This window comes from Pseudomonas sp. C9D1, from assembly GCF_056491235.1.
This window is the reverse complement of record NZ_JBSZIE010000001.1, coordinates 810,715-831,163: the sequence shown is the minus strand read 5'-3', so window position 1 is coordinate 831,163 and position 20,449 is coordinate 810,715. Positions and strand designations below refer to the sequence as shown.

Sequence of the window (20,449 nt, the reverse complement as noted above, 5' to 3'; positions counted from 1 at the left end):
GAGCCTCTATTGGGCTGCAGTGCTTATCGGGGTGAGGAACAACTGCAAGCCCCAAAAGGGAAAAAAGAGCCTTACCGTTCAATTGGCGTAGGCATGCACCAACTCCCGTAGCGCGGTATCCGAAGCGCGATAGGCAAGGGTCAAAGCACGAAAGTGCTGACTCAGCAGGCCGCTGTTCTGCTGCCAAACCGTCATTCGTAGCGGTCCCGCGCAGCTCCTGCATGCGATCCCAGGCCGGGCAATAGTGTCCTGGTTGGAGGCTAGGGCCTGGGCGAACAGTGCATTGGGGACTTCACCACCGACGGCGCTCCACCAATGCTGCGCGAGTGCCTCACGTGTCACATACACATCGCGAAAGGCGCGGGCCGACAAAAGAGGTGGCTGCCGGGTAACGTTCCTCATGCTTCTGTTCCTACGATAGGCCGCCCCTCTGGGATGGTCCGTTCGACACGGAACCAGGCAGCATAAAGTGCGGGAACAAAGAACAGCGTCAGGACCGTCGCCACAGTCAGCCCTCCCATGATGGCAATGGCCATCGGCCCCCACAGAGTAGAAAAGGTCAGCGGGATCATGGCGAGGATGGCGGCCAGTGCAGTCAGCACGACAGGCCGAGTACGACGCACCGTGGCATCGACAATTGCTTGAGCTGGCGCCTCCCCGGCGACGATGTCACGGTCGATCTGGTCAACCAGGATTACCGAGTTACGCATGATCATGCCAGCCAGGGCGATAACGCCTAGCGTGGCCACGAAACCAAACGGCGCACCGGTAAGCAGCAGCGCCAGAGTGACGCCAATCATGCCCAGTGGTGCGGTCAGAACGACCATGAACATGCGACTGAAGCTTTGCAGCTGCAGCATCAGAAGAATGGCCCAGAGCAGCAGCATCAATGGCATCACGGCCTGAATTGCGGTATCGGCCTTCCTACTCTCTTCGATGGCGCCACCAACCTCGATGCTATAGCCGGTTGGCAATGCCTGGCGGATTTTCGTCAGCATGGGCAAGAGTTGCTCGGATACATCAGGAGCCTGTGCACCGTCCTTCACGTCTGCGCGAACGCTCAACGTGGGCATGCGATTACGAATCCACAACCCGCCCTCCTCCAGTATTGGGGTGATAGTGGCGACCTGGCTCAACGGAATACTGCGCCCGCTTGAGGCGCGCACGGTGAAGTTGCCGACCTGAGAGGCGTCCAGACGTTCCTGATCAATGGCGCGTGCCACGACATCGATCAGTTCGGTTCCTTCACGCACCTGCGTCACGGTATAGCCGCTGAGCAGGGTTTGAAGAGTGCGGGCCAGATCCTGGCTGTTCAGTCCCAGCGCCCGAGCTCGGTCTTGATCGATCGAGAAATGAAGGGCTTTGGTTCGCTCACTCCATTGCAGATTTACGTCCCGCACCTGGGGATGTTCGCGCATCCGGTCGCGTACATGTTCCGCGATGTCTCGCACCCTGTCCGGATCGTCACCACGGACACGGAACTGAACCGGATATCCAACCGTAGGACCTAACTCCAAACGGTAGACCCGGGTCCGAATGTGCGCGAAAGCACCGGACAACTTGATGCGCAAGTCAGCGGCCAAGGCGGGCGCCTGCTTGATATCGTTGGGATACACGATCAGCTGTGCATAGTTCAGCTTCGGCGTCTCCGGATCGAGCGCCAGGTAAAAGCGTGGCGAGCCGGTACCGACATAGGCAGTTACGTTCTTGATCCGGTCATCCCGTTTCAGCAACTGTTCTACCTGCCGGGTCTGGGCCAGGGTCGCCGCATAGCTGGCCCCCTCCTCCAGATGAACGTCGATCAGGATTTCCTCGCGCGGGGAGTCGGGGAAGAACTGCTGAGGCACCAGTTGAAAAGCGACCAGGGAAACAATGAAGGCTGCCAGGGTGGCGAGGATGACGTACCCACGATGCGCTACACACCAGGCGATCCTGACGCTGAACCAACTATGGAAACGCTGATGGGCACTAGGGGTATGTCCCGAAGGATGAGCGACCTCGGGCAGAAGCTGGGCACCAAGAAAAGGAGTGAATATGACAGCAACCACCCAGGAGACTAGCAGGCTGATACCAACCACCCAGAATATTGATCCGGTGAACTCGCTGGTCGACGAGTGAGCGAAACCGACCGGGACGAATCCGGCCACTGTGATCAACGTTCCAGTCAGCATCGGAAAGGCAGTAGAGGTCCAGGCGAAAGATGCGGCCCGGAACCGATCCCAACCTTCCTCCAGCTTCACCTGCATCATCTCTACTGCAATGATGGCATCGTCCACCAGCAGACCTAAGGCAATGATAAGTGCGCCCAGAGAAATCCGCTGAAGGTTGATACCCAGGCACCACATGATGAAGAAGGAAATTCCCAGCACCAGAGGTACTGAGGCAGCCACCACGATACCTGTGCGCAAACCCAGCATTAGCAAGCTGACGGCCAGCACAATCACCAGCGCCAGCAGGAAATGACTTAGGAACTCGTTGACCGAGTTGCGCACCAAGGTTGGCTGATCCACGATTTTTTCAATGGTGACACCGGCGGGCAACTGGCTCTGCAGTTGAGCAATGCGGGCATCTAGTCGTCGCCCCAACTGAAGAATGTCGCCTTGCTCGACCATCGATATGGCCAACCCGGTCACACGCTCGCGATTGCGACGCATGGAAAGCGAGGGGGGGTCGATAAAGCCGCGACGGACTAGAGCAATATCACCAAGGCGAAAGATGCGCCCCCCAGCAGTGATGGCAACGCTTTCCAGATCGCCAACCGACTGTATGGCACCGGATATACGGGCATAAATCCGGCTTTGCCCCTCGACGGTCCCGGCCGGCTCTACCGCATTCTGCCGGTGCAAGGCATCGAACAATTCTTGAGGCGTGATATCCAGTTGAGCCAATCGAACATGGCTGAACTCGATATAGAAGCGTTCGTCTTGTAGGCCCAGCAACAGCACCTTTGAGATATCGGGTAGTTCCAGCAGGCGCTCACGTGCCGCCAGCAGTACTTGCTTCATCTCCCCATCATCGAAGCCATCAGCGTGAAAGGCATAGATCGACCCGAACGTATCGCCGAAGTCGTCATTGAAGAAAGGCCCTTGGACACCCTCCGGCAACGTATGGCGGATGTCGCCGATCCGCTTGCGGGCCTGATACCAGCTTTCCTCGATCTGTGCTTTACGTGTCCAATCCTTGAGTACCAGAAAAATAGTGGCCTGGCCGGGGCGCACGTAGCCATTCGAGTAATCGTAGTTGGGTACTTCTTGCAGCGTTCGCTGAATCCTCTCGACCACCTGCTGTTCTATCTCGCGGGTGGATGCTCCGGGCCACGCCACATCGATGGTCATCACCTTGATGGTCAGGCTGGGATCTTCGGCACGGCCCAACTGGATGTAGGCAACTCCGCCCATGATCAGGGATAACAGCATGCAAAAAACCACCAACGAGCCATGGCGCAGGCTCCATGCGGAGAGGTTGAAGCGGGTCATGGCAGCCTCTCATCCCAGACTTTCACCTTTTGTTTTTCGTCTAGCCGATGCACTCCGGCCACTACCACCCGCTCACCCGGAGACAGTCCAGCGGACACACGGATAGATACAGTGTCCAGGCTCGCTAGTTGCACCGGTCGCAACTGAAGTTGGCCGGCCTGCTGGGGCAGAACCCAAACCGCCGGTTGCGCGCCTTGCTGGAACAACGCAGTGATCGGTAGTTCATACACAGGCTGAGTCATCGCGGGCTGTATCCGAACCTGAGCGGTCATGCCCAGTCGGGCCTCACTGGGAAACTCAGCCAAGTCCACCCGGACGCGGAAGGTACGCGTTGCCGGATCGGCCATCGGGGACACTTCGCGCACAGTACCTTGCAGCACGTTCGCAGGCGAAACGAGTAAGGTCACACTCACCGGCATGCCGACAGTGATCGAGGAAACCTGCGCTTCGGGCACATTGATCTCCACCTCACGCTGGCCGGCATAGGCCACTGCCAGTACCGGTCGACCCGATTCGATCACTTGGCCAATCTCGGCACGTACAGCCACGACGACAGCCTCGGCTGGCGCCGAGAGGGAGCTGTAGGCGAGATGGTTGCGGGCCTGTTCCAACCTGCTGCGTGCAGCCTGCACGCGAGCTTGTGCTTGAGCTTGATCGGTCACCATGACATCAAAGTCAGCGCTGCTGATGGCACCGGATTTAGCCAGACTGCGGTTGCGCTTGACGTCCCGCTCCAGCAGAGCCGCGAAATGCTGCGCCTGCGTCAGCTGGGCCTGGGCCTCTGCTAGCGCGAGCTGAAACGGCGTTGGGTCCAAGCGCATCAACCCTTGCCGAGCCTTGACCTGTGCCCCTGCATCAACCGGGCGCTCGATGACTTTGCCACTGACCCGAAAGGCAAGCTCGCTTTCAAGGCGAGGCACGATGACCCCAGAAAGAACAGTGCCGAGCGAGTCGGAAGTGGCTTGCACCGTAGTAACTCGAACTGCCAACACCTCGTCCAGCCCACTTGGGCTTTTGTCGCAAGCTGCGCTCAGCAGAGCGAACACCAGCAGGGGACCGCGGTATCGGAGCGTACCGAGACGCTGCGTAGTCGTGCTTCTAGAGGTAGCATTCATTTTTTGTACTTGTTCGCATAAAAACCGAATTATGTACTGACTCGCACAAAATCAGTCAATTCGGAACATTCTGATTTGGAGTGGAGAAATGAGCCCCAAAACTCAACGACCGCGCGGCCGCCCGAGGACCTACGATCCAGATGCAGTGCTGGATCAGGTTCTCAACATATTCTGGACACAGGGCTATTCCGGAACGTCCCTGGATGACCTGTCCGCTGCCAGCGGCATGAACCGCCCGAGTCTGTACGCCGGGTTCGGTGACAAGCGCTCGCTGTACATAAAGGCAATGGGGCGATTCCGTGATCGAGCCCGTGTACATTTCGAGCAGGCCCTGCGCCCTCAGCCAGACGACAGCTCTTTCGCTGATGTCATCGAGCGCTATCTGCACGCGGCAATCGAGTTGGAAGGAGGCAATGCGGATACCGGGGTATGCGGTTGTGCGGTGATATCGACCGCATCAGCGGAAGCACTGGCAGATCCGGAAATCCGTAACGTGCTGGATGAAGTGTTGTGTGAAATGGACAACCAGCTGCAAGCCCGCTTGCGCGATGCACTGGCTGTTGGAGACCTGCCCGCGGGAACCGATATAGATACGATGGGGTTCTTGTTGACCTCAACGGCTCACAGCATCGGCATCCGCGCCCGCGCGGGCCATTTACGACGATCGGCCGAGCGCCTCGCCCGGCCGATCGCGATTGCCCTGTTCCAACAGGCCAAATGCCTGGACGAAAGAGGCATCGGCTGAAGCATCAGAGGCTATAAGCCAAGGTTGAGCGCCTCAAATTTCATGACTGATGAGGCGCCTCAAGTTGCTGCCATCGAGCTCGTTTGTCCACAGCCCCCCATAACTCCGCCGTCACTCCGGCGCCGCCCCCGCCCGGACCTTCCGCCCCTCCAGCTTGGTCCGGTACATCGCGTTGTCCGCATGCAGCATCAGCGCCTCGGCGGTGGTGCCGTCCTGGGGGTAGATGCTCAGGCCGATGCTGGCGCCGATGTCGAGGGGGTGGCCCTTCACTGTGATGGGGTCGGCCAGGGCCGTGAGGATCTTGTTCACGACGGCCTTGGCAGCGGCGGCAATGTCCTCGCCCTGGATCAGCACCACGAATTCGTCGCCGCCGAGCCGGGCCACCAGGTCGCCGCTGCGCACTGCGCCGCGCAGGCGCCGGGCGACGACGATGAGCACCTCGTCGCCCACCGAGTGGCCCATGTCGTCGTTGATCTTCTTGAAGTCGTCGAGGTCGAGGAACAGCACCGCCAGTTGCTCGCCGCTGTCGGCCACGCCGCTGATGGAGCGCTGCATCTGGCGGAAGAACTGCCGCCGGTTGGGCAGGTCGGTCAGCGAGTCGTGGTCGGCCAGGTGGCGCAATTCCTGCTGGTTGCGGCTCATCATTTCCATGTGCGACTTGAGTTCGCGGCGCATCAGGTCGAAGCCACGGGCCAGCACGCCGATCTCGTCCTTGCGGGCGATGGGCAGCGCGACGTCGTGCATGTGCTCGGTCTGGAAGCTGCGCGCGGCGTGGCTGAGCATCTGCAGCGGCCGGGTCAGGGCGCGGGAGAAGAGCACCGCCAGCACCACCGCCAGCACGCTGAACACCAGCACCATCTGGATGATGCTGCGCCCCAGGGAGCGGCCACTGCCGAGCACGTCTTCCAACGGTCGCGAGAGGCCGAGCACGACGAACTGGTCATCCCCCTTGAGGCCGAAGGGCTTGCGCACGAAGGCCATGATCTTGCCCTCGGCCCGGGTCGGTGCGTCCAGGCCGTTGATCAGGATGCTCGGCTCCTGGCGGCTGAGCAGGCGCTGGGTGTCGGCGAAGCTGTCCTGGATGAGGATGCGCCGCCCCTTGTCGAAGCCGAAGGCCATCGCCGGCTCCGGGTGCACCAGGAAGTCGCCCCACTGGTTGGCCAGGTACAACTGGTGCCCCTGCGGCAGGTCCGCCTCCAGTTGTTCGAGGAAGCGCTTGAGGTCGACGTTGATGACCACCACCCCCTGCACCACCCCGTCCTTTCCCGCCACGGGCGTAGCCACGCGCAGGGTCGGGGTGCCGTCGGCCGAGTGAGCGCCGCGCTCGTGGTTGACCGTGATGGGCGCGAGGTACACCTGCCCCGGCTTGAGCTGCAGCGTTTCGAACACGTAGGGGAAATGGCCTTTCTCCTGCAGCAGCAGGCCGTCCACCTCGACCATGCGCTGGCCGTCGCGATCGAAGCGGATCACCTCGATGCCGTGGTGCTGGCGGCTGATCAGGCGCACCTGGGAGTACTGCGGGTGCAGGCGCATCACCGTGGCGAAGACACCGGCCAGGTGCGGCTTGGCGCCCGGCAGCGAAGCGAGGCTGGAGACCTGCGCGCTGGAAGGCATCTCGGCCAGGGTCAGGGCGTCGGCGTCGATGTCGCTCAGCAACGACGACAGGCGCTGGCTCAGCAGCTCGGTGGAGGTGAGCAGGTTGCCTTCGGCCTCCTTCACCAGCAGCGCCTGGTTGGCCGAATAGGAGAAGTAGCCGGTGATCCCCGACGAGAGGATGCCGATGCAGGCGAGCAGGATCGACAGCTTGACGGTCAGGCCCATGCGCATGGCTAGAACCTCTCCTCCCGGTCACCGGAGACGATGCGGCTCCACAGCGTCTCGCGCCGGCCGACGTCCTCCACCGGTTGCAGCCAGATGAGCCGCGCATCCCCCGCCGGCTCCAGCGGGGCCTCCAGGGTATTGGCCAGGCCCTGGCGCTCGCTCAGCAGCTTGCCAATGCGGGGTTCGAGCATGTAGTCGATCCACGCGAGCGCCAGCTCGGGGTTGGACGCGGTGCGCGTCATGGCCCAGCAGTCCAGCCAGGCGATGGCCCCTTCATCGGGAATGACATAACCCACATCGGCGCCGGCCTGGCGTAGTTGCGTCACCTGCTGCATGCCGTAATTGGCGAACAGCAGCGCCGCCTTGTGCCGCAGGAACAGATCGGTCGCCTCCTCCGGCAGGCTGTAGTAGGCCAGCAGGTTGCGCCGCAGGGCCACCAGCTGCCGGGTCACCTGGCGCATCTCGGCGTCGCGCAGGTGGAAGGGATCGGGCAGTCCCAGGGTCAGCGCGGTGAAGGAGAAGTTGTGTTGCGCGCTGTTGAAGGCCAGCACCTTGCCTTGATAGGCCGGGTTCCACATCTCGGCCATGGAGCGCGGCGGCACCGGCACCTGCTGGCGGTCGTAGATGAGCCCCATGGCCGCGTAGGTGAAGGGAATGGCATACACCTGGCCGTCCCGCGTCAGCCCCTCGATCGACTCGCGATCCTGGAAGCGCGGCAACTGGAAGCGGGTGTTGGGCAGGCGCGAGACATCCAGCGGCTGCAGCATGCCGTTGTGGTAGTAGCGCTGGATCTCGGCGGTGTTGGCGGCGAGCACGTCGAACAGCTCGCCGTCCTGGGCGTGCAGCTTGTCCCAGAGGGACTCGTCGGAATCCACCAGGGTCACCACCACCTTGACCTGGTGCTGCTGCTCGAACGCCTTCACCACATCGGCGTCGGCGTAGCCGGGCCAGGCCAGTACATGCAGCACATCGCCGTCAGCCGCCAGGGCCGGCACGGAGATGCACCAGGCAACCAAAGCCCAGATCGAACACAGTCTGCGCATATCCCCGCCCTGGACGGAATTAGGCTGATTGAACGATTCCGAAGCATGAACCAACCGCCCCCGCCCAGGCCTCCAAGCACTGACCGGGAATGCACCTCGAACCTGAAATAACCGGGCGACCAGCCTGCTTGCCCTGGCCGGAATGGAGCGGTCGCGACGGATTCCCCACAGCATAGCGATGACGCAACCCGTTTTGCTCGTCGATATGGCCAAAAGCCGCCATCCGCGTGGAGGATCGGACAAACGGAGCGCCACGGCAGCCCATCGCCCCCTCGCCGGCGGCCCTTCACCCGGGCGCACAGCGGAATGGGCACGAGAATCGGGCAAGAGTGGGACGCCCGTACCGCCGCAGACGAGCGGGCGCACGGGCGATTCCTCTGCCTGGCACTTGGTGGCTAAATAGGCCCCCTGGGAACGCCAGCGGCCTGGCCGCGCGTCCGCGCCTCCGCCCCACCGCACACGCACAAGAAACGAGGACCGTCATGAACACCGGTTTTGCCAGCATCACCTCCCCCCACGTCCGGGTACCGCGCCCTGTCGCCGGCCAGCCCCAGCAACGCCAGGCGGTGAACCCATGATCGAAGTCACCGAAGCCTCCATCGCCGAGCTGCGCGCCGCGCTCGAATCCGGCCGCACCACCGCCGTCGAACTGGTCGAGGCCTACCTCGCCCGCATCGACGCCTATGACGGCAAGGACACCGCCACCGCCCTCAACGCCGTGGTCGTGCGCAACCCCGAGGCCCTCGAAGAAGCCCGCGCCGCCGATGCCCGCCGCGCCCGGGGCGAAACCCTCGGCCCGCTCGACGGCATCCCCTACACCGCCAAGGACAGCTACCTGGTCAAGGGCCTCACCGCCGCCTCCGGCAGCCCGGCCTTCGCCGAACTGGTGGCCCAGCGCGACGCCTTCACCATCGAGCGGCTGCGCGCCGCCGGCGCCATTTGCCTGGGCAAGACCAACATGCCGCCCATGGCCAACGGCGGCATGCAGCGTGGCGTCTACGGCCGTGCGGAAAGCCCCTACAACGCCGCGTACCTCACCGCGCCCTTCGCCTCCGGCTCCTCCAACGGTGCCGGCACCGCCACCGCGGCCAGCTTCTCGGCCTTCGGCCTGGCCGAGGAAACCTGGTCCAGCGGCCGTGGCCCCGCTTCCAACAACGGCCTGTGCGCCTACACGCCCTCGCGTGGGGTGATCTCGGTGCGCGGCAACTGGCCGCTCACGCCGACCATGGACGTGGTCGTGCCCTACGCCCGCACCATGGCGGACCTGCTCGAAGTGCTCGACGTGGTGGTCGCCGATGACCCGGACACCCGTGGCGACCTGTGGCGCCTGCAGCCCTGGGTGCCGATTCCGGCCGCCTCCAGCGTGCGCCCCGCCTCCTACCTGGAGCTGGCAGTGACGGCCGAGGCCCTGGCCGGCAAGCGCCTCGGCGTGCCGCGCATGTTCATCAACGCCGACCCGCAAGCCGGTACCAGCGAAGCCCCCGGCATCGGCGGCCCCACCGGCCAGCGCATCAACACCCGCGCCTCGGTGATCGACCTGTGGCAGGAGGCCCGCAAGGCCCTCGAAGCCGCCGGCGCCGAAGTGGTCGAGGTCGATTTCCCGCTGGTGTCCAACTGCGAGGGCGACCGCCCCGGCGCCCCCACCGTGTTCAACCGCGGGCTGGTGTCCAAGGAATTCCTCCACCACGAGCTCTGGGACCTCTCCGCCTGGGCCTTCGACGACTTCCTCCGCGCCAATGGCGACCCCAGGCTCAACCGCCTGGTGGACGTCGACGGGCCGAAGATCTTCCCCCACGACCCGGGCACCCTGCCCAACCGCGAGGGCGACCTGGCGGCGGGCATGGACGAGTACGTGCGGATGGCCGAGCGCGGCATCACGCCCTGGGACCAGATCCCCACCCTGCCCGACGGCCTGCGCGGCCTGGAGCAGACCCGCCGCATCGACCTCGAAGAATGGATGGACCGCCTGGGCCTCGACGCCGTGCTCTTCCCCACCGTCGCCGACGTGGGCCCGGCCGACGCCGACGTCAACCCCGAGTCCGCCGACATCGCCTGGAGCAATGGCATCTGGGTCGCCAACGGCAACCTCGCCATCCGCCACCTGGGCGTGCCCACGGTCACCGTGCCCATGGGCGTGATGGCCGATATCGGCATGCCCGTCGGCCTCACCTTCGCCGGCCGCGCCTACGACGACTCCACGCTGCTGCGCCTCGCCTCGGCCTACGAGGCCACCGGCAGCAAACGCCAGGTGCCGCCGCGCACCCCGCCGTTGGCACGCAGTTGATGGAACGGCAGGATCGGGGCTGCACGCACCGATCCTGCCCGCTCATCGCGCAGACACTTGCCCCAGGCCCGGCCCTGGAGTACCCATCAGGTCCACCCTGGGGATACGCACATGGAACTACTGGATCGCTACAAGGGATGCCTGCTCGGCCTGGCCAGCGGTGACGCCGTCGGCACCACCCTCGAATTCTTCCCGCCCGGCACCTTCAAGCCCATCGACGACATGAACGGCGGCGGCCCCTTCGCCCTCGCGCCGGGCCAATGGACCGACGACACCTCCATGGCCCTGTGCCTCGCCGAAAGCCTGCTGGAGAAACACGGCTTCGACGCCGCCGACCAGATGACGCGCTACCTCAACTGGTGGCAATGGGGCTACTGGAGCTCCACCGGGCAATGCTTCGACATCGGCACCACCATCCGCGAGGCGCTGACCCGCTACCAGGAATCCGGCCAGCCCTTCGCCGGCTCCAGCGAACCGGATACCGCCGGCAACGGCTCGCTGATGCGCCTCGCCCCGGTGGTCATGTACTACTTCCCCCACCAGGAAGACGTCACCCGCTTCGCCCAGCAGAGCTCGCGCACCACCCACGGCGCCGCCGAAGCGGTCGAGGCCTGCAAGCTGCTGGCCGAGGTCATCGCCAACGCCCTGGCCGGCAAATCCCGCGACCAGCTGCTCGACGCCTCCCCCGCCCTCTACCTGCAACCCGCCATCCGCGAACTGGCCGGCGGCAGCTTCATCGGCAAGCCCCGCGCGCAGATACGCGGCACGGGCTACTGCGTCGCCTCCCTCGAAGCCGCGCTCTGGTGCTTCTGGGCCACCGACTCCTTCGAAGCCGCCGTGCTCGAAGCCGCCAATCTGGGCGACGACGCCGACACCACCGCCGCCATCGTCGGCCAGGTCGCCGGCGCCTATTACGGCAAGCCCGGCATCCCGGCCAAATGGCTCGGCAAGCTGCACCAGGGGGATGAGATCGAGAAGATTGCAGAAGGGTTGTATCAGGCGGCGATCAGTCGGGCTTAGGCGCACGGAAAGCACCGGCGCTCGGAGACTCTTCGCGCAGAGCCCGGGAGCGCTCAGCGTCAAGCCGCCCCCTGCTGTGGTAATTGATGAAGTCATGCATGGTCGGATCGAGCTCCTCCTGCGCAACGACGCGCCAGAACCGCTTCTCTCCCAGTACCGGCTCGAGCCGCTTGATGAGCTCCTGGGCTCCGTTGTGGTTACCGTTGTGTAACCAGTGCACGAGCAGGCTTTCGCTTTCCTGCCTGGACAGCCTCGCCCCCTGAACGAGCAGGAGCGTAAAGCGGAAATTCAGCGGCCAAAGCTGTTTGAGGAATTCGAGTTTTTCCGTACTGGGCAGCTCCGCCAACCAGCGCCGGACATGCTTATCCGTCGCGGCATTTCTTTTCGCCACCTGTTCCGGTGTGTAAAGCGGCTCGTTCACATGCATCTCCTTGGGCACAACGGCGTGAAGCGGTCCTATTTCCTGGGCTCAGGGCAAGCCGAGGAAACCCCCGGCTTGAGCACGAACGTCGGATAGGCCTCGAAATCATCGCCATTGCTGAAGGTGGTGGTCTGGGTCGCGTAGCCCCGGCTCTTCACGCACCAGTTCCAGAAGAACTGCTGCGCCCCGTGGATCACGAAGAACTCGAGGCGCAGATCCTTCACCTTGTAGAAGGTCGCGAGGCCCGCCGGGTCGGTCATCGCCGTCGCCCTGAACTGCTCCCAGCCATAGGGATAGGCACTGCTGATCAACACCACCTCGGCCGACTCCAGCGGCTGGCCCTGCTCGTTGCGCACCTGTGCCTCGGCATAGGGCTGGAGGGTCTTGTAGACGGGGACGCAGGCGCAGAGGGTGGTGAAGGTGGCGAGTGTCAGCAGGCCATTTATCAACTTAAGATCCATTCGAAACCCTTCCTTTGCAGCTGACACGGCATTCTCGAGTAGCCCCACTCATCCGACGATAAAAATGAGCGAGCGATGTACCTAGTCGAAATCAACCAGAACCGCCCTGACTTCAGAGCCTTCATCGACCTGCTCTACGGCGCAGGCCGTAATGTCGATACGGATGGCGACGCCAACCCCGTCTACAGCCGAACCTGGACCTACCTCTACATCGCCGATCGCGAGAGCGACGACCCTGCAGTGGATATCTACGAGCTGGAAGAGCAGCCGGGCGTCTATGCGGTGGAGTCGGAGTCCGAGCGCCTTATACAGCTATCCGCGCTTTACCTGTTCATGACATGCGGGAGCTCGCTGATACACAACTCATGCGCGCTTACGGCGGATGCCATCGCGGTGCTCAAGGCCCGGTACAGCCTGGAGTTGTCCCGGGCGGAGGCCGCAGTGTGGCATGGCTCATCTGCTGATCTTCCATACCCGAACAGCAGATGACCGTGCGCGGGTTCAAGTCTCCAGCTTCGCTACTGGTTATCCACAAAGATGAGTCCTTCCACCGGGCGGCGGTGGGCTGAAGCCCACCCTACTCAGTTCCGCACCTTGAATCGGCAATACGGCTATCCCAGATAAGTCATCACGCGGTTGAGTTCAGGCGAACACTCTATGGCCAACCACGAGCTACGCAACAACCGACAATACCCCCGTAGCCTGGGCTTCAGCCCAGGGAGCCGTTGCCCACCGGCCGCTCACCCCGCTCACCATTACGCCGCCGCTCGATCAGCAGAGCCACCCCCGCCAGGAACAGCGCAAGCAGGTAGGCGAACAGCCCCAGATTGATGCCGAGGATCATTTTCTCCGAGCCATCGCTGAGCACCATCGAGCCACCGTAGGTATGGCGCAGCCAATAGCTGAGCAGGAAGCCGCCGGTGACGAACAGCGTCAGCAGGCTGGAGAGGCGCAGGTCGTTCCTGAACCACACCAACCACAGGCTGAAGAGCCCCAGCGCCGTGTTGGTGAAGAGTTGCCACACCTCGTGCAGCCGCGCGTGGGCCTCCCAGGCCTGGTTGAACACATGGGTGTCGTTGATCTCCAGCACCGGCACCACGGCGGCGTAGAAGACGATCCCGACGGTTACGAGCAGTTTCGACAGCATGAGCGACTCCTTGTTGATTGCAGTGACCCTGGCGGTACCTCCGCCTCACAACCCCGTCAGCAACACGACGACCAGCGCCACCTGGGCCAGCAACGTGAGGGCATGGCCGCCCTGCCGCAGCTTCAGGACCCCGGCCAGCATGCCGATGGCATGGGCCCCACGCGCCAGCAGGAAAGCACCTGCCACAGCGGCCAGCGGCGCAAACGAATGAGCCTGGGCCTCCGCGATCAGCAGCAAGAGAAAGAACAGGAGCGATTGCTCCAGGGCGTTGCCGTGGGCACGCACGGCCAGCTGCAGGGCTTTGTGGCCGCCACTGCCGAGGCTGACGCGGTGGCGCATGCGCAGCCTGGAAACATTCAGGGAAAGCCCCGTCAGCAAGACAGCGGCCAGCGCCGCCGAGCAGGAGGTTATCGGGAGTTCGAGCATGTTTTTCTCCAATACTTACACTGTAAGAAAACTTACAGCGTAAGCTGGCAGAAGCTGATTTACACTGCAAGCCTTTTCATTGGAGGGGCGCACCGTGCCACGCAAGAAATCACTGTCCGACGCCACCACCACGCAGCCATCGGTACGCGAGCCACTGACGCGGGAACGGATCGAAACCGAGGCCCTGCGGCTGATCGAGTTGGATGGGCTGGAGGCCTTCAGCACACGCCGCCTGGGCACCGCCCTGGGGTGCGAGGCGATGAGCATCTACAACTACTTCCCCAGCAAGGCCCATATCCTCGACGCCCTGGTGGACCGGGTGCTTGCGACCGTGGAATTCCCCCCGCGGGGGGAAGCACCGGCCCACCGCCTGCGAGCACTCGCGGTGCAATGGCGCCAGTTGGCCAGGCGGCATGCGCGCCTCTACGCCTGGCTGGCCCTGCACCGCTGGAACTCAAGGACGGGCGTCACCTTCCTGGGGGAGATACTGGATTGCTTCAAAGCCGCGGGGCTGGACGACGAGGCCGCCGCCCGGGGCTTCCGCGCGCTGGGCTACTACCTGCTCGGCGCAACCCTGGACGAGATCAGCGGCTACGCCGAAGGCACCTCGTCGCTACGCCCCATCGGTGACGAAGAGTTGGCACAGGACTTCCCCCTCGTTGCCCAGGCGGGCGAATACTTCAAGCCGGAACACTTCGACCGCACCTTCGAACTGGGCCTGGACGTGCTGCTGGTGGGGTTGGGGATCGAGTAGGCAGAGGGCTTGAGGGCATCGCCGTCCCTACTGCCTGGCAGTTTTTCAGAGACCAGAATCGTCCTCATCCCAGAACGCCCCTGGCTCCGCATACTCGCCATCCCTGATCACGGCGCACCAGCCAAAACGGGTGTAGAACATCTCCAGGTCGACGATCCGGTATGTTCTCTCCCCGATCATCTCCAGCGTGATCAGCCCTTGGCTGTAGTGGGTGTACTCGCCTCCCGCCCCTGCAACCGCTCTCAACTCCAGCTCACGGCGATCCCACCCGGAAACGAGCCCTTCCGAGGGAGGGACGGTTACCGCAAACGCAATGGCAAAGTCCGCTGCCACCTTGCACAGGCACGGAATCCGCACGTGCTGGAGCATCGCTTCGGTTCGCAGGTCCTGAGGAAAGTCGATAGTCAGAATCATGGTCAACGCCCTTCAGTGCCCGCGTCGCTCATCCATCACGACGCCACGTCCTTGGTGCCCTTCGCATTGCGCTCCCGCCATTGATCCATCACGCGCTTGGCATTTTCCGCGCAGTCCATGCCCTCGGGCTTGCCTTCGATGCTGGCGATGGTCTGCAGCAGGCGCTCGCGGCTTTGCGCCAGGCGCTGCTGGACGATCTCGATCTCGGCGACCTTGGCGTGCAGGCCAGCCAGCAGGCGATCGTGATCGCCGATGCGCAGGTCGGCACCGGGCATCAGGCTGCGCATTTCCTCCAGGCTGAAGCCGGCCTGTTGCCCGCAGCCGATGATTTCCAGCACATGCAGGGTTTCCTCGGGGTAGTCGCGGTAGCCGTTGCCCAGGCGCTGGGCGCGGATCAGGCCGCTGGCTTCGTAGAAACGGATGCGCGAGGCGGCCAGGCCGCTGCGCTTGGCGAGTTCGCCGATCTTCATTTATTTGCTGCTCCCCTATTGACCTTGAAGTTGACTTTAACCTTAGCCTTTGCGACGTCACAGCCCCGCCGCGTTGCGCTCTCCCTCGAGCCGACGACCGGCAACTACCCCGGAGAGCTCCATGTCGCCTTTCCAGCCCCTGTTACTGCCCAACGGCGCCGTCATCCCCAACCGCATCGCCAAGGCGGCGATGGAGGAGAACCTCGCCAACCCGGACCAGACCCCCTCCGACGAGCTGTTGCGCCTCTACCGCGCCTGGGCAGAGGGCGGCGCCGGCCTGCTGCTGACCGGCAACGTGATGGTGGACGCCCGCGCCATGACCGGCCCCGGCGGTGTGGTGCTGGAGGAAGGCCAGAAGCTGGAGCGCTTTCGCGAATGGGCGCGCATCGGCCGTGCCCAGGGCGCGCAGTTCTGGATGCAGATCAACCACCCCGGCCGGCAGATGCAGGCCAACCTCGGCCAGCCCACCGTGGCGCCGTCCGCCGTGGCCCTGGACCTGGGTGGCCTGTCGAAGATGTTCCCGGTGCCCAAGCCCCTGGACGAGGCCGAGATCACCGCGCTGATCCAGCGCTTCGCCCGCACCGCAGCCCTGGCCGAGCAGGCCGGCTTCACCGGGGTGCAGGTGCACGCTGCCCACGGCTACCTGCTGAGCCAGTTCCTCTCGCCCCTGAGCAACCGTCGCGACGACCGCTGGGGCGGCTCGCTGGAGAATCGTGCACGCTTCCTGCTGGAAGCGGTAAAGGCGGTGCGCGCCCAGGTCTCGCCCGGCTTCTGCGTGGCGGTGAAACTCAACTCGGCCGACTTCCAGCGCGGCGGCTTCGAAACCAGCGACGCGCGCCAGGTGGTGCTCTGGCTCAACGAACTGGACGTGGACCTGGTGGAGCTTTCCGGCGGCAGCTACGAAGCGCCGGCCATGCAGGGCGACGCCCGTGACGGCCGCACCCTGGCCCGCGAAGCCTACTTCCTGGAGTTCGCCCAGGAGATCGCCGCCATCGCACGCATGCCGGTGATGGTCACCGGTGGCATCCGCCGCCTGCCCGTGGTGGAGCAGGTACTCGCCGGCGGCGTGGCCATGGCCGGCATCGCCACCGCCCTGGCCGTGGACCCCGCCCTGCCACGCCGCTGGCGCAACGGCGAAGCGAAGGCCAGCGCCGAGCTGCCGCCGATCCGCTGGAAGCGCAAGGCCCTGGCCGCGCTGGCCTACATGGCCCTGGTGAAATTCCAGATGCGCCGCCTGGCCACCGGCAACCAGCCGGACCCCAGCGCCTCGCCGCTGAAAGCGCTGCTGAACGAACAGTGGAAGACCCTGGGCCGCACGCGGCAGTACAAGAAGCAGATGAGCAGCCGGGGCTGATTGCGACCAGCCTGCTTCCCGGGCTGAAGCCCAGGCTACGGGGTTGATCCGTGTGGGTGGAGGTCGCTTTTTACCTCCACCGGCGGTGCCACAGCGAGCCGCGAATGGTGGACCGATGGAGCGGGGTCCACCCTACATAAGCCTGCTACTGCGGTGTGGAGGCTCCCGGGCTGAAGCCCAGGCTACGGGGTTGATCCGTGTGGGTGGAGGTCGCTGTTTACCTCCACCGGCGGCGTCGCAGCGGGCCGCGAATGGTGGACCGATGGAGCGGGGTCCACCCTACATAAGCCTGCTACTGCGGTGTGGAGGCTCCCGGGCTGAAGCCCGGGCTACGGGGTTGGCTCGTGTGTAGGGTGGAGGTCGCTGTTTACCTCCACCAGCGTTGCCACAGCGGGCCGCGAATGGTGGACCGATGGAGCGGGGTCCACCCTACATAAGCCTGCTACTGCGGTGTGGAGGCTCCCGGGCTGAAGCCCAGGCTACGGATTGATCCGTGTGTAGGGTGGAGGTCGCTGTTTACCTCCACCGGCGGTGTCGCGATGGGCGGCTACGCGTGAGCCACTGTGCCGGCGTGCTCGGTGGCGGCAAGAAAGGTACGGAAGCCGAGCTCGACGCCTGCACGCAGGGCGGCGGGGTCGAGCCGCCCGTCTTGCTCTTCCAGGCGCTTCAGGAAGCCGGGCCAGAGCGGCTGGCCTTCGCCGTGGCCGAGGTAGCCGAGGGCGCTGTCGGCGCCGGGCCAGTTGGCCTGGCGTACGCGGCCGGCGAGCAGGCGGGAGCCGAGGCGCGAGCCTTCCAGCACATAGGCGAGGCCCCAGAGGGAGCCGGTGTCGATGGGGAGTGCCGTGGCGAGCGCATCGGGGATGGGCAGTTGCAGGGTTTGCAGGTCGCGGCACAGGGCTTCGCGGCGGCGGCGTTGCGGCCAGTCGTCCAGCAGCCGTTCGATGCCGGCGATTTCCAGGGCCGGCTCCAGCGCCAGCAGCGCGCGGGCGTGGGTCTGGAGGAAGGCACCGTAGCCGGCGCGGCTTTCCAGCGAATAGGTCGAGTAGGCCTGGTCAACCCGCGCGTGCCAGTGCTCCCCCGATTCGCGCAGGAACTGGCGCAGGCTCATGCCGCCGCCCCTTTCAGTGCGGCGCTGAGCTTGGTGGCCAGTTCTTCATCGCGGAAGGGCTTCTGCACGATCACGCTGTCGCCCACATCCAGCTCATCGAGCTCGGCATAGCCAGTGATGAACAGCACCGGCAACTGTGGGTAGCGTTGCCGCGCCGCGCGTGCGAACTCCGCGCCGTTCATGGCGGGCATGGCGAAATCGGTGAGCAACAGGTCGACGCCGTCATCGAGCTCTTCCAGGCCCCGTGCCGCACTCTCGGCCTCACGCACCCGGTAGCCCAGGGCGTGCAGCAGCGCCGCAGTCACCTCACGCACGTTGTCGTCGTCGTCCACCAGCAGGATGGTACGCTTCGGCCCATCCAGCGGGGGGTCGGCGGGCAGGTGCAATTCCGGTTGTTCTTCGCCGGCATCGGCCTGGATGCAGGGCAGGAAAACCTTCACCGTGGTGCCCCGCCCTTCCTGTGTCTCGATGCTGACGCCACCGCCGGACTGCTTGGCGAAACCGAACACCTGGGCCAGCCCCAGGCCGGAGCCCTTGCCCACCTCCTTGGTGGTGAAGAAGGGTTCGAAGGCCTTGGCCAGCACCTCGTCGCTCATGCCGCTGCCCGAGTCGGTGATCGCCAGCACCACGTAGGGGCCGGGCTCCGGGTCTTCGGGGCGCTGCGCGGGCTCGCTGATGACCTGGTTGGAGGTGCTCAGGCGCAGGGAGCCGCCGGTGGGCATGGCATCGCGGGCGTTGATGGCCAGGTTGAGGATGATCATCTCCGTCTGGGTCGGGTCCACCAGTGCGCCCCACAGGCCGGGAGCGGTGTCGGTCTCGATCCAGATGGCGCCGCCCAGGGTGCGCTGGAGCATGTCCAGCAGCCCCTGCACCGTGTCGTTGAGGTTGACCGCCACCGGCTCCAGGCGCTGGCGCCGGGCGAAGGCGAGCAACTGGCCGGTGAGCTTGGCACCACGCTCGCCGGCTTCCTTGATGTTCTGCAGGCGGCCCTGAGTGCGCTCGAAGGTGCCCCGGGCCAGGTCGCGCTCGATGAAGGTGGTGCTGGCGAGGATCACCGTCAGCAGGTTGTTGAAATCGTGCGCCACGCCCGCCGTGAGCTGGCCCACCGCCTCCAGGCGCTGCATCTGATGCAGGGCCGCTTCGGCGCGCTGGCGCTCGTGGATCTCTTCGCGCAGTTGCTGGTTGGTGGCAGCCAGTTCGTCCATCACCGCACGCTCGTAGCTGATGTCGCGCACGGCGGCATACATCAGCCCCTCGTCGGGGACCACCGTCCAGGACAGCCAGCGGTACTCGCCGTTCTTGTGGCGCATGCGGTTGACGAAGCGGGTGGAGACGTTGCCGTTGGCGATGTTCTCGGCCTCTTGCAAGGTGGCGTCGATGTCGTCCGGGTGGATCAGTTGCCAGAGCTGCACACGGGTCAGCTGCTGGCGGGTGAGGCCGAGGGTCTCTTCCCAGGCAGGGTTGAGGGCGATGGGCGTCATGTCGAAACGCAGCACCGCCAGCAGCTCGCGGGAGAGTTCCCAGGTGCGGTCGCGCTCGCGGGTGCGGCGCTCCACGCGCTCGCCCAGCATCTCGTTGAGGCGCTGCAGGGCCTCGGTGGCGTACTTCTGCTCGCTGATGTCCTGCAACACGCCGATGAAGCGCACGCAGCGGCCGTCTTCGAAAAAGGCCCGGCCACTGGTCTGCACCCAGCGCTCGCGGCCACCGGGCAGTTGCAGGCGGTACTCGACCTGGTATTCGTTGCCGCTGTCCTGGGACAGCGCCTCGTTCATCTTGCGCTCGAGGTAGGGGCGGTCCTTCGGGTGGCAGCGGTCGAGGAAGGTACGCAGGTTGATCTCGGCGTCCTGGGGCAGCTCGTAGAGCGCCTTGCAGCGCTCATCCCAGATGACCCGGTCGCCCTCGGGCTGGTAGTCCCACATGCCCATGCGCGCCGAGTCAATGGCCAGGCGTGCGCGCACCTCCACTTCCATCAGCGCTTCTTCGGCCATCCGCCGGCGACGACGCTCGTGCACCTCGGAGAGCGCGCGGGTCACCGCCTTGGGCAGCAGGCTGAGGTTCTGCTTGAGCACGTAGTCGATGGCGCCCTGGCGCATCATCTCCACCGCGTGCTCCTCGCCGAACACGCCGGAGAGGAAGATGAACGGGGTCTTGGGTGCGAGGCGTCGCGCCACTTCCAGGGCCTGGGCCCCGGAGGAGCCGGGCAGGATGAAGTCGCAGAGGATCAGGTCGTACTGCCCGCGCAGCAAGGCTTCTTCCACGGCCCGGTGGTGGTAGACCAGGGTGGACTCCACCGACAGGCCGCTGCGTTCGAGCGTCAGCAGGGCCAGCTCGGCATCACGGGAGCTGTCTTCGACTAACAGCAGGTTCAAAGGCTTCGGCGGCATGGACGG

Annotated in this window: 18 protein-coding genes; 6 read left to right on the top strand and 12 right to left on the bottom strand. The window is 64.7% G+C overall.

The annotated features are described in order from the left end of the window. Positions 1 to 398 precede the first annotated feature (398 nt). The gene (locus tag ACXI0U_RS03870; protein ID WP_431483688.1) at positions 399 to 3,476 is read right to left on the bottom strand and encodes an efflux RND transporter permease subunit; all 3,078 of its coding nucleotides are present in this window, start codon (positions 3,474 to 3,476) and stop codon (positions 399 to 401) included. After that, positions 3,473 to 4,522 carry an efflux RND transporter periplasmic adaptor subunit gene (locus tag ACXI0U_RS03865; protein ID WP_431483687.1) on the bottom strand — a complete coding sequence of 350 codons (1,050 nt, stop codon included), beginning with the start codon at positions 4,520 to 4,522 and terminating at the stop codon, positions 3,473 to 3,475. The genes ACXI0U_RS03870 and ACXI0U_RS03865 overlap by 4 nt, the downstream gene beginning before the upstream one ends. Positions 4,523 to 4,679: 157 nt before the next feature. On the opposite strand from ACXI0U_RS03865, the gene ACXI0U_RS03860 reads away from it, so the two are divergent. Continuing rightward, entirely contained in the window at positions 4,680 to 5,336 is a 657-nt protein-coding gene (locus tag ACXI0U_RS03860; RefSeq protein WP_431483686.1) for a TetR/AcrR family transcriptional regulator, read from the top strand. A 111-nt stretch (positions 5,337 to 5,447) separates the two neighbouring features. Here ACXI0U_RS03860 and ACXI0U_RS03855 read toward each other — a convergent pair whose 3' ends face one another. Both ACXI0U_RS03855 and ACXI0U_RS03850 read right to left on the bottom strand, forming a co-directional pair. Next, positions 5,448 to 7,163, bottom strand: coding sequence for a diguanylate cyclase domain-containing protein (locus ACXI0U_RS03855; RefSeq protein WP_431483685.1), 1,716 nt, complete (start codon positions 7,161 to 7,163; stop codon positions 5,448 to 5,450). Between the two features lie 2 nt (positions 7,164 to 7,165). Then, the gene (locus ACXI0U_RS03850) at positions 7,166 to 8,200 is read right to left on the bottom strand and encodes an ABC transporter substrate-binding protein (protein WP_031287473.1); all 1,035 of its coding nucleotides are present in this window, start codon (positions 8,198 to 8,200) and stop codon (positions 7,166 to 7,168) included. 574 nt (positions 8,201 to 8,774) lie between these two features. On the opposite strand from ACXI0U_RS03850, the gene ACXI0U_RS03845 reads away from it, so the two are divergent. Both ACXI0U_RS03845 and ACXI0U_RS03840 read left to right on the top strand, forming a co-directional pair. Continuing rightward, on the top strand, positions 8,775 to 10,484 hold the full coding sequence (locus tag ACXI0U_RS03845; RefSeq protein ID WP_431483683.1) for an amidase: 1,710 nt from the start codon (positions 8,775 to 8,777) through the stop codon (positions 10,482 to 10,484). 111 nt (positions 10,485 to 10,595) lie between these two features. Continuing rightward, positions 10,596 to 11,504 (top strand): ADP-ribosylglycohydrolase family protein, encoded by a 909-nt coding sequence (locus ACXI0U_RS03840; RefSeq protein WP_431483682.1) that lies wholly within the window; start codon positions 10,596 to 10,598, stop codon positions 11,502 to 11,504. Here ACXI0U_RS03840 and ACXI0U_RS03835 read toward each other — a convergent pair. Both ACXI0U_RS03835 and ACXI0U_RS03830 read right to left on the bottom strand, forming a co-directional pair. Beyond that, positions 11,491 to 11,925: a hypothetical protein gene (locus ACXI0U_RS03835; RefSeq protein ID WP_431483681.1), complete on the bottom strand. Its 435-nt coding sequence runs from the start codon at positions 11,923 to 11,925 to the stop codon at positions 11,491 to 11,493. The genes ACXI0U_RS03840 and ACXI0U_RS03835 overlap by 14 nt on opposite strands. A gap of 35 nt (positions 11,926 to 11,960) precedes the next feature. Further along, positions 11,961 to 12,386, bottom strand: a complete 426-nt coding sequence (locus ACXI0U_RS03830) for a hypothetical protein (RefSeq protein WP_431483680.1) — start codon at positions 12,384 to 12,386, stop codon at positions 11,961 to 11,963. Between the two features lie 75 nt (positions 12,387 to 12,461). Here ACXI0U_RS03830 and ACXI0U_RS03825 point away from each other — a divergent pair, with 75 nt between their 5' ends. Continuing rightward, positions 12,462 to 12,875, top strand: coding sequence for a hypothetical protein (locus ACXI0U_RS03825; RefSeq protein ID WP_431483679.1), 414 nt, complete (start codon positions 12,462 to 12,464; stop codon positions 12,873 to 12,875). 220 nt (positions 12,876 to 13,095) lie between these two features. Here the strand turns inward: ACXI0U_RS03825 and ACXI0U_RS03820 are convergent, their stop codons facing one another. Together ACXI0U_RS03820 and ACXI0U_RS03815 are read right to left on the bottom strand one after the other, a co-directional pair. Further along, positions 13,096 to 13,533, bottom strand: a complete 438-nt coding sequence (locus ACXI0U_RS03820) for a hypothetical protein (RefSeq protein WP_431483678.1) — start codon at positions 13,531 to 13,533, stop codon at positions 13,096 to 13,098. Between the two features lie 45 nt (positions 13,534 to 13,578). Beyond that, positions 13,579 to 13,959 (bottom strand): MAPEG family protein, encoded by a 381-nt coding sequence (locus ACXI0U_RS03815; RefSeq protein ID WP_431483677.1) that lies wholly within the window; start codon positions 13,957 to 13,959, stop codon positions 13,579 to 13,581. Between the two features lie 94 nt (positions 13,960 to 14,053). On the opposite strand from ACXI0U_RS03815, the gene ACXI0U_RS03810 reads away from it, so the two are divergent. Next, positions 14,054 to 14,713 carry a TetR/AcrR family transcriptional regulator gene (locus ACXI0U_RS03810; protein ID WP_431483676.1) on the top strand — a complete coding sequence of 220 codons (660 nt, stop codon included), beginning with the start codon at positions 14,054 to 14,056 and terminating at the stop codon, positions 14,711 to 14,713. A gap of 45 nt (positions 14,714 to 14,758) precedes the next feature. Here ACXI0U_RS03810 and ACXI0U_RS03805 read toward each other — a convergent pair whose 3' ends face one another. Together ACXI0U_RS03805 and ACXI0U_RS03800 are read right to left on the bottom strand one after the other, a co-directional pair. After that, a complete protein-coding gene (locus tag ACXI0U_RS03805) occupies positions 14,759 to 15,127 on the bottom strand; it encodes a hypothetical protein (RefSeq protein WP_431483675.1) in 369 nt (122 codons plus the stop codon). A gap of 35 nt (positions 15,128 to 15,162) precedes the next feature. Next, positions 15,163 to 15,597, bottom strand: coding sequence for a MerR family transcriptional regulator (locus ACXI0U_RS03800; RefSeq protein WP_021218749.1), 435 nt, complete (start codon positions 15,595 to 15,597; stop codon positions 15,163 to 15,165). 121 nt (positions 15,598 to 15,718) lie between these two features. On the opposite strand from ACXI0U_RS03800, the gene ACXI0U_RS03795 reads away from it, so the two are divergent. Continuing rightward, positions 15,719 to 16,951: an NADH:flavin oxidoreductase/NADH oxidase family protein gene (locus ACXI0U_RS03795; RefSeq protein WP_021218750.1), complete on the top strand. Its 1,233-nt coding sequence runs from the start codon at positions 15,719 to 15,721 to the stop codon at positions 16,949 to 16,951. Positions 16,952 to 17,498: 547 nt separating this feature from the next. Here the strand turns inward: ACXI0U_RS03795 and ACXI0U_RS03790 are convergent. Then, positions 17,499 to 18,059, bottom strand: a complete 561-nt coding sequence (locus ACXI0U_RS03790; RefSeq protein ID WP_431483674.1) for a biliverdin-producing heme oxygenase — start codon at positions 18,057 to 18,059, stop codon at positions 17,499 to 17,501. Beyond that, on the bottom strand, positions 18,056 to 20,443 hold the full coding sequence (locus ACXI0U_RS03785) for a response regulator (protein WP_479549787.1): 2,388 nt from the start codon (positions 20,441 to 20,443) through the stop codon (positions 18,056 to 18,058). Before ACXI0U_RS03785 ends, ACXI0U_RS03790 begins: the two co-directional genes overlap by 4 nt. Positions 20,444 to 20,449 lie beyond the last annotated feature (6 nt).